This is a genomic window from Microcystis sp. LSC13-02, from assembly GCA_002282935.1.
GTDB lineage: Bacteria > Cyanobacteriota > Cyanobacteriia > Cyanobacteriales > Microcystaceae > Microcystis.
On sequence record MTBT01000232.1, the window covers coordinates 1 to 11,157 of the forward strand.

Annotated in this window: 13 protein-coding genes and 1 pseudogene; 11 read left to right on the forward strand and 3 right to left on the reverse strand. The window is 41.7% G+C overall.

From position 1 onward, the window contains the following. Nucleotides 1-204 precede the first annotated feature (204 nt). Together BGL89_RS14520 and BGL89_RS14525 are read left to right on the forward strand one after the other, a co-directional pair. Entirely contained in the window at nucleotides 205-444 is a 240-nt protein-coding gene (locus BGL89_RS14520; RefSeq protein WP_286826301.1) for a FeoC-like transcriptional regulator, read from the forward strand. A 193-nt stretch (nucleotides 445-637) separates the two neighbouring features. Further along, entirely contained in the window at nucleotides 638-1,621 is a 984-nt protein-coding gene (locus BGL89_RS14525; protein ID WP_286826302.1) for a methyltransferase domain-containing protein, read from the forward strand. On the opposite strand, the gene BGL89_RS14530 is transcribed toward BGL89_RS14525, so the two are convergent. Next, nucleotides 1,616-2,182: a hypothetical protein gene (locus tag BGL89_RS14530; protein ID WP_286826303.1), complete on the reverse strand. Its 567-nt coding sequence runs from the start codon at nucleotides 2,180-2,182 to the stop codon at nucleotides 1,616-1,618. The two genes, BGL89_RS14525 and BGL89_RS14530, sit on opposite strands and share 6 nt — an antisense overlap. A 58-nt stretch (nucleotides 2,183-2,240) precedes the next feature. Here BGL89_RS14530 and rnc point away from each other — a divergent pair, with 58 nt between their 5' ends. Next, a complete protein-coding gene (rnc, locus tag BGL89_RS14535) occupies nucleotides 2,241-2,921 on the forward strand; it encodes a ribonuclease III (protein WP_286826304.1) in 681 nt (226 codons plus the stop codon). A 16-nt stretch (nucleotides 2,922-2,937) separates the two neighbouring features. Here rnc and BGL89_RS14540 read toward each other — a convergent pair whose 3' ends face one another. Beyond that, a complete protein-coding gene (locus BGL89_RS14540; protein WP_286826305.1) occupies nucleotides 2,938-3,717 on the reverse strand; it encodes a Crp/Fnr family transcriptional regulator in 780 nt (259 codons plus the stop codon). A gap of 170 nt (nucleotides 3,718-3,887) precedes the next feature. Between BGL89_RS14540 and BGL89_RS14545 the strand changes: the two genes are divergently transcribed. The 8 genes from BGL89_RS14545 to BGL89_RS14580 all read left to right on the forward strand — a co-directional run bounded on the left by BGL89_RS14545 (nucleotide 3,888) and on the right by BGL89_RS14580 (nucleotide 10,505). Next, nucleotides 3,888-4,931: a sulfate ABC transporter substrate-binding protein gene (locus BGL89_RS14545; RefSeq protein ID WP_286826306.1), complete on the forward strand. Its 1,044-nt coding sequence runs from the start codon at nucleotides 3,888-3,890 to the stop codon at nucleotides 4,929-4,931. 11 nt (nucleotides 4,932-4,942) lie between these two features. Next, nucleotides 4,943-5,284 carry an NIL domain-containing protein gene (locus tag BGL89_RS14550; protein ID WP_002768372.1) on the forward strand — a complete coding sequence of 114 codons (342 nt, stop codon included), beginning with the start codon at nucleotides 4,943-4,945 and terminating at the stop codon, nucleotides 5,282-5,284. A 19-nt stretch (nucleotides 5,285-5,303) separates the two neighbouring features. Continuing rightward, nucleotides 5,304-6,146, forward strand: coding sequence for a sulfate ABC transporter permease subunit CysT (cysT, locus tag BGL89_RS14555; RefSeq protein ID WP_286826307.1), 843 nt, complete (start codon nucleotides 5,304-5,306; stop codon nucleotides 6,144-6,146). Between the two features lie 34 nt (nucleotides 6,147-6,180). After that, nucleotides 6,181-7,023 carry a sulfate ABC transporter permease subunit CysW gene (gene cysW / locus BGL89_RS14560; protein WP_286826308.1) on the forward strand — a complete coding sequence of 281 codons (843 nt, stop codon included), beginning with the start codon at nucleotides 6,181-6,183 and terminating at the stop codon, nucleotides 7,021-7,023. 116 nt (nucleotides 7,024-7,139) lie between these two features. Beyond that, nucleotides 7,140-8,180, forward strand: coding sequence for a sulfate/molybdate ABC transporter ATP-binding protein (locus BGL89_RS14565; RefSeq protein ID WP_286826309.1), 1,041 nt, complete (start codon nucleotides 7,140-7,142; stop codon nucleotides 8,178-8,180). Between the two features lie 501 nt (nucleotides 8,181-8,681). Further along, on the forward strand, nucleotides 8,682-9,869 hold the full coding sequence (locus BGL89_RS14570) for an AAA family ATPase (RefSeq protein ID WP_286826310.1): 1,188 nt from the start codon (nucleotides 8,682-8,684) through the stop codon (nucleotides 9,867-9,869). Nucleotides 9,870-9,893: 24 nt separating this feature from the next. Continuing rightward, the gene (locus BGL89_RS14575) at nucleotides 9,894-10,058 is read left to right on the forward strand and encodes a hypothetical protein (RefSeq protein ID WP_286826311.1); all 165 of its coding nucleotides are present in this window, start codon (nucleotides 9,894-9,896) and stop codon (nucleotides 10,056-10,058) included. A 21-nt stretch (nucleotides 10,059-10,079) separates the two neighbouring features. Then, nucleotides 10,080-10,505, forward strand: a complete 426-nt coding sequence (locus BGL89_RS14580; RefSeq protein WP_286826312.1) for a DUF4276 family protein — start codon at nucleotides 10,080-10,082, stop codon at nucleotides 10,503-10,505. A gap of 47 nt (nucleotides 10,506-10,552) precedes the next feature. On the opposite strand, the pseudogene BGL89_RS14585 reads toward BGL89_RS14580, so the two are convergent. Next, a pseudogene (locus BGL89_RS14585) lies at nucleotides 10,553-11,074 on the reverse strand (HEAT repeat domain-containing protein); the annotation flags it as partial. Nucleotides 11,075-11,157 lie beyond the last annotated feature (83 nt).

Genomic DNA, 11,157 nt, shown 5'->3' on the forward strand with positions numbered 1-11,157 from the left:
TGGGTTTAACCGTAGTCGGGGTTTTATTCACCTTAAAAAATCTCCCTCCCCGAAAAATCAACCGTCCGGCAATTTAATTTCAGTTATCAGTGGTCAGGTTTTGGGGTTTTAGGGTTTTGGGGGTTTAGGGTTTTAGTTAAAATTTCCCCACTTCCCCACTTCCCCACTTCCCCATTCCCCATTCCCCCAACTTTATTTGAAAAGATGATTTTAACCGATATACAGGCTTATCTTGCCAAAAATCAGAAAGCATCTGTGGCTGACTTATCCAGACACTTTCGGATGTCAGCAGATGCCTTAAGTCCCATGCTCGATCGATTGCTTAAAAAAGGGCGAATTCGCCTGATTTCCCTAGAAAAATGCGGAGGATGCAGCCGTTGTTCTCCGGAATCTATGGCTTTTTACGAATGGATTGAGGGCAATTCCACAGGGACAAACAACTAAAAGTTTAATACTACAGAAGTGATCTCACCATTAAGATAACTGCTGTATTACCAGTCGCTTTCAACGGAGATGGTTAATTTCTGGTGAGTAACCAAAGTCACTCAACCCTGTTAGCCCTCAGCCGGCAGAACCTCAAAGTTATATAATCTTTAAGAGTTATTAAGCTTTGTATCAGTTTGCCCAGCAGGATTGAATGAATATACTTTTGGTGACATCATCTTTAGGGTTACTCCTAGCGATCGCTATCGTCGTCTATTTTGTTTCCTCTCGCAAGTACCAATCGTCGGACTCGGTGGCCAACTCCTACGACCAATGGACCGAAGACGGGATTTTAGAATATTATTGGGGCGAACACATCCATTTAGGTCACTACGGTTCCCCAGCAGAAAAAAAAGACTTTCTAGCGGCAAAAGCCGACTTTGTGGCGGAAATGGTCTCTTGGGGAGGTTTGGATAAATTACCCGCCGGTGCAACTCTCCTCGATGTCGGTTGTGGTATTGGTGGCAGCAGTCGCATTCTGGCCTGTGACTATGGATTTGCCGTTACTGGTGTCACCATTAGTCCCAAACAAGTGGCACGGGCCAAAGAACTAACACCACCAGATTTAAATGCTCGCTTTTTGGTCGATGATGCCATGGCCCTTTCTTTTCCCGACGAGAGTTTTGATGTGGTCTGGTCAATTGAAGCCGGTCCCCATATGCCGGACAAAGCCGTTTTTGCTCGGGAATTACTGCGAGTTCTCAAGCCAGGGGGAGTCCTGGTGGTAGCGGACTGGAATCAGCGAGATGACCGTCAAAAACCGCTTAATTTCTGGGAACGTCCCGTAATGCGCCAACTTTTGGATCAGTGGTCTCACCCCGCTTTTGCCAGCATCGAAGGTTTTGCCGAACAGTTAGCAGCCACGGGATTGGTAGATGGGGAAGTGATGACTGCTGACTGGACAAAAGCCACTCTACCCTCTTGGATTGATACCATTTGGCAGGGGGTGATTCGTCCCCAAGGTTGGTGGCAATTTGGTCTAACTGGGTTGCTTAAATCCGTCCGAGAAGTGCCGACAATTCTGCTGATGCGTTTGGCCTTTGGCACGGGTTTATGTCGTTTTGGGATGTTCCGCGCTGTTCGCGCTCAATCCAATCTGCAACCAAGTCAGCAAGAGTCTCTGAGCGCCCATTTATAGGGATTGCAGCCTCTGGACGTTCCTTTCTCTGCCCTCCCCAGTTCTGAAAAGATACTTAATAGAGCCGTAGATTAATAACATTGCCGTTAAAGTCATGACCATAATTAGGGGGGCGATTTTGGCTAACCAGAAAGCCAGGAAGATTATCCCGATTCCGTCAGCGAGTAAGATGGGTAAACGTGGCACTATGCCATGGTCAATGATTTTTTCCGTGCTTGGCTGCAGTTGCATTTTGGCTAAACAATGGAACCAAATTTGACTAACTAAAACTATTAAGGCCCCCCATCCTATCCAGAGGGCAGCCACATAAAAGCCCGATAATTCTAAAACAATTGTACTAATTGTGACGATAAAAAAGCGATCGAGGCGAGGATCGCTGGTTTTTTGCTGAAATTGGGCAATTTCTCCCAGATCTACTGCTGCCATGCGGGCCTGTTCAAGACAGATCCCCAGGGTACCTAGGGCAAGAATGGCAGCGGATAGGTTTTCCGGTGAGAAGATTTGGGAGATTATGCCTAAACTAGCCGGAAAAAACAGTAAAAAAAGGATCGTTCGTCTCATCTATTCGGGGTGGGGTCGGATTAAGATCAGAAATGCCCTTGACTTGATCATTTCTGTAATGTCTTGTTTGCCTCCTTTTCAAAATGCTCTCCTTCTCACCCAAGCTTTAACCCATCGTTCCTATGTCAATGAACAGTCGGAATTGACGGAAAATAACGAGCGCCTAGAATTTTTGGGCGATGCGATTTTAGCTTTTTTGGTGGGCGAACTATTGTATCAAAAATATCCCGCCATGAACGAGGCAGAATTAACCCGTTTGCGGTCAAATTTGGTCAAAGAAGAACAATTAGCGCAATTGGGCTTTGAAATCGGCCTAGGGGAGTTAATGCGTTTGGGTAAGGGGGCAATTAAAGATCGGGGGCGATCGAATCCTACCCTATTAGCGGACAGTTTTGAAGCGATAATTGGGGCTTATTATCTAGATTCAGGGTTAAATGCGGTTAAAAACTATCTGCACCAACTTTTTATCCCTGTAGCCTCTCATTTAGTCTCTCAACAATCGGAATCGCCATCTTTTATCGATGCCAAAAATCTCTTTCAACAGTGGGCGCTGGCCAATTTCGCCTCTAATCCAGAATATGCGATCATTGATGTTACAGGACCGCCCCACGCTAGGGAATTTACTGCCGAAGTGCGGGTTAATCATCTTCTCTATGGTACAGGTAAAGGTAAACGGAAACAGGATGCCACCAAAGCGGCTGCCGAAGATGCCTTAAAGCGCTGTCAATTGCCAGGGTAAATAGGGCCAACCCTACTTACTTTAGAGGCCACCAATTAACTTTATCTCTGGTGGCACTGTACACTTCTTTTAAACCCTCGGCATCCAGTACCCGAATTAAATCCCCCGTTGATTCTGAGGCAATTAATCCCACGGTTTGCAATCCTTTTAATACCTGTTCGACGGTGCGTTGATTGAGTTGACAAGCGCGAGCAATCACATCGACGGATAAATCAAAAGTATAGATATTTTCGGCACTCGGTTGACTGCCTAATTCTCTTTCTTGATAGATTAAAGCTCTGAGTAAAGTGGCTACAGCTTGGGGTGGATAGCTACTGCAATTAAGCAAATGATACTCGAATTTTTGCTGTAATTCAAATAAAAAACAGTACCGTTGACGAAAACTTTCGTTATCGTTGTAAATCTTTTCTAGTGCCGATAAGGGAATTTTCAGGACGTGGGTAGTTTTATAGGATTCCACCAAACAGGGAAAGGCGCGACTGGCTAAACCATAACTAAAGGGTAAACTCCTCATACCAAAACAGCCGCCGGGGTAGGTAATGGCAATAATCCGGTCGAGGGGAGTGCTGCGGACGACGATTACACCCTCATCCAAAATCACATACAAAACATCTAGAAATTCATCGGGGAGAAAAGCCGTATAGACGGGACGATTGGAAAATAGCGTCTCTAGCTTGAGATTGTCGGCATCGAGATACTGACTTAACCAAGCTTCCTCTAGTCCGCGAAAGAGAAAACTCTGGTTAATCAGTTGTTGTAGGAGGGTTGTTTTCTTGGCTTTGACGCTCTTGCCCATAGTCTCAAACCTAGATGTAGCAGTGATTCCATCTTCTCACAGTTTCCCTTGTTATCACCTTATTACCAATTTGTTTTATAAATGTATTGAAATTTTGTTTCCTGTGCTGTAGGATTAAACCAGACCTGAAAACAGATACAACCTCAGAGTAAATCTTAGGAGCGCCCCCGATGCAGTCATCCCAGTCTTGTTTATCCCTACTCGTGGCAACTGTCCTGACGGGGGGAACGCTGGTATCTTGCACCCCATCCCCCACCAATAGCGGCAATGACAGCCAAAAACCCGTGACTGTGACACTTGTTTCCTATGCTGTCACCCAAAGCGCCTACGAAAAAATCATTCCCAAATTTGTCGAGGAATGGCAACAAAAAACGGGGCAAAAGGTAACTTTTGAACAGAGTTATGGTGGCTCCGGTTCCCAAACTCGCGCCGTTATCGATGGTTTAGAAGCGGATGTGGTAGCGTTGGCTTTAGCTTTGGATACCAAGAAAATTGAGCAAGCGGGATTAATTCAACCCGGTTGGGAAAAAGAAGCTCCGAATGACTCTATTGTTCATAAGTCTGTGGTGGCTTTTGTTCCTCGTGATGCCAATATTAAAATTAATAAATGGTCAGATTTAGCCAAGGATAATATTAAAGTTATTACCGCTAATCCCAAAACTTCTGGCGGAGCGCGCTGGAATTTTCTCGCTCTCTGGGGTTCGGTGACGCAAGCGGGAGGCAGTGAACAAGCGGCGCAAACTTTTGTCGAAAAAGTGTTTAAAAATGCGCCAGTTTTACCTAGAGATGCTCGCGAATCTAGTGATGTATTTTTTAAACAAGGCCAGGGAAATGTGCTAATTAATTACGAAAATGAGATGATTCTCGCTAACCAAAAAGGTGAGAAGTTAGCTTACACTGTTCCCACCGATTACAACATTTCTATTGATAATCCCGTGGCGGTTGTTGATGCCAATGTGGATAAAAAAGGTACGAGAAAAGTGGCCGAGGCTTTTGTGCAGTTTTTATTTACTCCCGCAGCCCAAAGAGAATTTGCTAAGGTGGGGTTTCGTCCCGTTGAACCGACGGTATTTAAAGAGTTTGAGAGTAAATTTCCTCAGATAAAAAATCTCTTTACCGTGCAGGATTTAGGCGGTTGGGATAAGGTACAAAAGCAATTCTTTGATGAAGGAGCCTTGTTCGATAAAATTCTGACTAAAGCTGGTAAATCCTAAGGAGAAAAACCATGGATAATCAACCTCAATGGCAAACTATTAATCATCCCCAAAGTGACTTACATCTCGATCAATCAGGACTCGATCGCCCCACGTCCCGAAGAATAAAAATTCGGATTCCTAAACAATATATTAACGAGCCAATTATAGCACGTTTAGGGTCTTTTCCTGGTCTAAAAGTGAATATATTTTCCGCTTTGTTAGCTGCAAATAATAATCAAGATGGCTGGTTCGATCTACAACTACAAGGCAACTCCCAAGGGATAGAAAATGCCCTTTCCTATCTGGCAGATTTAGATGTAGAAGTTTGGTATGATTCAGCACAAGTTCTTGAAGAAGCGGACAATTGGTAATCTCTAGCAATAATTAACAATGGCTAACCCACAATTATCTTTATCTCCCAGTCAACCCCACAAAAAAGTTTCTATTCCTTGGGTAATTACCATTAGTTATCTAGTGGTTTTGTTGGTTTTACCAGCAGCGGCACTATTTGCTAAATCCCTAACTCTTGGTTTTGCCGAATTTTGGCGCATTGCCACTTTACCGATTTCTTTATCCGCTTACCAAGTCACTTTTTTGACTTCCTTAATCGCCGGATTAATTGACGGAGTTTTTGGCACTATTATCGCTTGGGTATTGGTGCGTTATCGATTCCCGGGTAAAAAAATTGTCGATGCTTGTGTGGATTTGCCCTTTGCTTTACCCACTTCTGTTGCCGGTTTAGTCCTAGCCACAGTTTACAGTGATAACGGTTGGCTCGGTCAATTTTTTGCCCCCTTTGGCATTAAGATATCCTTTACCATTTTAGGGGTTTTTGTGGCGATGTTATTTATCGCTTTACCCTTCATTGTCCGCACCTTACAGCCGGTTTTACAGGAAATGGAAAAAGAGGTAGAAGAAGCAGCTTTATCCCTCGGTGCTTCCTCTTGGCAAATCTTTTGGCGAGTTATTTTTCCCACAATACTACCCGCTATTTTAACAGGAGTTGCCCTCGGTTTTGCCAGAGCGATCGGTGAATATGGTTCCGTAGTTATTATCTCCTCTAATATTCCCTTTAAGGATTTAATTGCCCCGGTTTTAATCTTCCAAAGACTAGAGGAATATGATTACACGGGGGCAACAGTAATCGGCATGGTTTTATTACTGGTTTCTTTGTTCATGTTAGTAGTAATTAATTTCCTGCAGCAATGGGGGCAAAAATACAGAGTTAAGTAACAATTATTATCATTTAATGAGAGACAGAGTAAAAATGCACAATCCAAAAGTATTAACTAAACCGGAAGAATGGGATTACAAACCCCTACTAATTATCATCGCCCTTGTTTATCTGGCACTATTATTATTTATTCCGGCGGCGGCAGTATTTTACTATGCTTTTCGCAATGGATTCCAAGCTTTTTTAGAAGCGGCGGGAACTTCTGACTTTATCGAAGCCGTGAAATTAACAGTAATTATTGCCCTAATTACTGTACCTTTAAACACAATTTTTGGACTTTGTGCAGCCTGGGTAATTGCTCGCAATCAATTTCGTGGCAAAACTTTATTAATTAGTTTAATTGACTTACCTTTTGCCGTTTCTCCCGTGGTAGCCGGTTTAATGATTGTACTGCTCTATGGGCGCAATGGTTGGTTAGGTTCTTTCCTAGAATTTTTCGATATAAAAATACTTTTTGCTTTACCCGGAATGGTATTAGCAACTATATTTGTTACTATGCCTTTTGTCGCTAGAGAAGTTATCCCAGTCTTAGAAGAAATTGGCTTAGAACAAGAGGAAGCGGGGCGCACTTTAGGGGCAAGTGATTGGCAGATTTTCTGGCGCATAACTTTACCCAATATTCGTTGGGGATTGATGTACGGAGTGCTGTTAACTAATGCCCGGGCGATGGGAGAATTTGGGGCGGTTTCTGTGGTTTCTGGCAGTATTTTAGGGAGAACTGCTACCCTGCCAATTTTCGTAGAACAGGCTTATAAAAATTATCTAACTCCTGCCGCTTTTAGTGCAGCGGCTATTCTCGCCTTACTAGCGGGAGTTACTTTAATTATCAAAGAAATTCTCGAACGTAAAACCGCCCACAAAATTCACACTACCTAACTACAAAAAACCTAAAAACATGAGCGGGCGTTGGGTTTCATGCTTCAACCCAACCTACGTTCATCTTATATTTAATTCCACCCACCTACTTACTTAACTACAATTAACCCAAAAATATGAGTATTACCATCCAGCAAGTTTCTAAACGTTTCGGCAATTTTCAAGCTTTAGATAATATAAGTTTAACCATTCCTGAAGGTAAATTAGTTGCCCTCCTCGGACCATCGGGATCGGGAAAATCCACCTTATTACGTTCAATTGCCGGATTAGAAAGTCCCGACAGTGGCGCGATTATCATTAACGGACAAGATACCACCCATGTGGATCCTAGACGGAGAAATATCGGCTTTGTTTTTCAACATTATGCCCTATTTAAACATTTAACTGTCCGTCAAAATATTGCTTTTGGTCTAGAAATTCGCCGGCAAAAATCGCCATTAATTAAGAAAAGAGTTGAGGAATTATTAGAATTAATTCAATTACAAGGATTAGGCGATCGCTATCCCGCCCAATTATCGGGAGGACAACGGCAGCGAGTAGCTTTAGCCCGCGCTTTAGCCATTCAACCGAATGTATTATTATTAGATGAACCCTTTGGAGCTTTAGATGCAAAAGTTAGAAAAGAATTAAGGGTATGGCTGAGAAATTTACACGAAGAAGTTCACGTTACCAGTGTTTTTGTTACCCACGATCAAGAGGAAGCAATGGAAGTAGCCGATACGATTGTCGTGATGAATCATGGTAAAATTGAACAGGTGGGTTCTCCCGCCGAAATTTACGATCATCCGGCCACACCTTTTGTGATGCAATTTATTGGGGAAGTGAATATCTTACCTAATCTAGCGGGATTAGGAAATGGGCATCATCAGGGTCATAATTCCACCGTTTTTATCCGTCCCCACGACCTGGAAATTATGGCCGAACAAGATGGGTTGAATAGTTGGGCAGTGGTAAAAAGAGTTATTCATTTAGGCTGGGAAATACAAGTAGAATTAATCTTAGCCGATGGGGAAATGGTGGTGGCTTATCTCAATCGTGAGGAGTACAAGCAATTACAGTTACAACCAGAACAAACAGTACATTTAAAACCGAGAAAAGCGACTTTACTCACTGATTTTGACAATAAAAGTGAGAAAGTTATCGATTACTCAATTTAAAAACTCTAGGTTTATTAAAAAGTTTTTCATAAAGATGAAGTATAACCGGATTATGCCATAGTTCCCTACTGTTAACATCAAAGGCATCTATAAAATAAACCTTAAAGCCAAGTCAAGGCCGATTCTGGTCTGGACAAAGCAGATGATGGGGAAACTCAGGAAAGAGAAATGGGTGTATCTGATCACCCATTGGATTTGGTATTGTAAGTAGAGATTACTGGATATTCTAGAGTAGTTATGATATATTAGCAAAAATAATCCACGCAAGCTTTGCCAAGTAAGGCTCACCAGAATTCAAAAAAGCAATTTTAACAAAAAAAGCTTTTTGCTTTGTTAGATTCCACGCTATTTAAGGGTTTAAGCTTATTTAAACTACTAATTTGCTATAACCAGTCCAGAAGAGCCAGATTACTAAAAATTGACCAGTTTTTTCTGGGAACTGGCGAAATTAACAGCTAATCACAGGAAAGACGAGCTAAAAGCCGCAGAGAGCAACAATCAATGTCTAAAAACTCTATACCTCGAATCGAAAATCTGCGCGTGCAAAATTACCGAGCTTTACAGGACTTAGAATTAAAAAAAATTACTCCTCTAACCGTTTTTCTCGGTCCTAATGGGAGCGGAAAATCTACCATATTTGATGTCTTTGCCTTTCTCTCTGAATGTTTTACTGTTGGTTTAAGAAAAGCTTGGGACAGACGGGGAAGATTTAAAGAATTAAGAACCAGAGGACAAGAAGGTTACATCATTATCGAATTAAAATATAGAGAAACATTGGCATCACCTTTAATTACCTATCATTTAGCCATTAATGAAGCCAATAATCGCCCTTATGTTGCTGAAGAATGGTTACATTGGAGACGAGGACCGAAGGGCAAACCTTTTCGCTTTTTAGACTTTAAAGAAGGGGAAGGAATAGTGATTAGTGGAGAAAATCCCCAAGAAGAAGATGAACGAATTTCTGAACGATTAGACTCCGCGGAATTTTTAGCTGTTAGTACCCTGGGACAATTGGCCAAACATCCCCGGGTTAGTGCTTTGCGTCGTTTTATCACAAGTTGGTATCTTTCCTACTTAACCGCAGATAATACTCGCAATCAACCCGAAGCAGGAGCGCAAGAAAGATTATCATCAACTGGTGACAATTTACCTAATGTTATTCAATATTTAAAAGAAGATCATCCTCAACGATTAGAATCTATTTTACAAACCCTTTCTCGTCGAATTCCTAGATTAGAAAAAGTAGAGGCATCTATTATGCCGAATGGACAGCTTTTACTCCAGATTAAAGACGCACCTTTTCAAAGTCCAATTCTTGCCAAATTTGCCTCCGATGGCACTTTAAAAATGTTGGCTTATTTAACTATATTATATGATCCAAGCCCTCCGCAATTAGTGGGAATAGAAGAACCAGAAAATCATCTTCATCCCCGTTTATTACCTGAATTAGCAGAAGAATGTCGGGCAGCGACCGCAAGTACACAATTAATGGTAACAACTCATTCTCCCTTTTTTGTAGATGGTTTGAAACCAGAGGAGGTTTGGGTGCTTTATCGAGATGAAAATGGTTTTACTCAAGCTAAACGTACTTCAGAAATGCAAGGAGTTGAGGAATTTATTCAAAATGGTGCTTTGTTGGGTCAATTATGGATGGAGGACTATTTTGATGTGGGTAATCCTATCATTTAACTTTAATACCAAAGGAGGGAAAAAGTGCATCTTGAATTTCTAGTTGAAGAATTTTCTACCCAAGAATGTTTAAATCAAATTTTACCTAAAATATTATTTGAGAATGTCACTTATAAAATTCATGCCTTTCGAGGTAAATCCGATTTAATCAAAAAACTACCGGAGCGATTAAAAGGTTATAAATCCTAGATAACCGATGATTATCGAATCATTATTCTTGTAGATAGAGACAATGAAGATTGTCAAAAAATCAAAGAAAAGTTAGAAAATATCGCTCAACAAACAGGACTTATCACTAAAACGATTAGCGAAGATAAAAAAACATTTCAGGTGTTAAATAGAATTGCTATAGAAGAACTAGAAGCTTGGTTTTTTGGTGATATTCAGGCTATAGTCTCAGCCTATCCCAAAGTTTCTACTAATGTGGGACAGCAAGCAAAATACAGAAAACCCGATGAAATTACAGGCGGAACTTGGGAAAACTTAGAAAAGATACTTCAAAAAGCTGGGTATCATCGAGGAGGTTTAGAAAAAGTGAAAGCAGCCAGAGAAATTTCTCAATTTATGACTCCTGCTCATAATTGTTCTCCTAGTTTTCAGATTTTTTATCAAGGTTTATTGGCGATGCTCCCCTAGAAAAAATCGCTCTAATTATTTAACTGATAACTGATAACTCAGCTTAACTAACTATTTTTCGCCTCTAATTTGGTCAAACGACTTTTAAGTTCCTGATTTTCCTGTTTCATTTTTTCTAATTCCTCGCGAATTTCCTGAATTGCTTTCTCGGAACCTAATTTTTTCTGGACTTTTTGTACTGCTTCCTCCGCTACACGACGCACGCGACCATCGGGAGTTCGATCGCTCAAAGCTTGTAAAATAACGATAGCTTTGGCATTTTCTATCTGTCCTAAAGCGTTACACACTGCCACCTGCGTCAAGAAAAAAGTTTCCTTGGCAATGGTTTCTAAACGTTCCAAAATTACGGTTAATTTATCCGTGGTTTGTCCCGAAGAAATCGCTCCCAGGGCGCGGATAGCTGCTAATCTCAGGGGTTGAGGCGTGCCTAAAGCTGTGTAGGTCAAAATTGACTCCAAAGCCGCTGGCGAGGTTTTTAACTGGCTTAAACCGCCAATTGCGCCCGCTCTTACTACCTCATTCCACCCCTTTCTTGACTGTAAAATATGATTGAGTAGGTCATTGACATCCTCGCCGCCGTAAAACGGACGGCGATTCCTCACCACGCCACTTTTTTAGGGTGGTCGCTGAACGGAGTTGACGCTTCACCGAA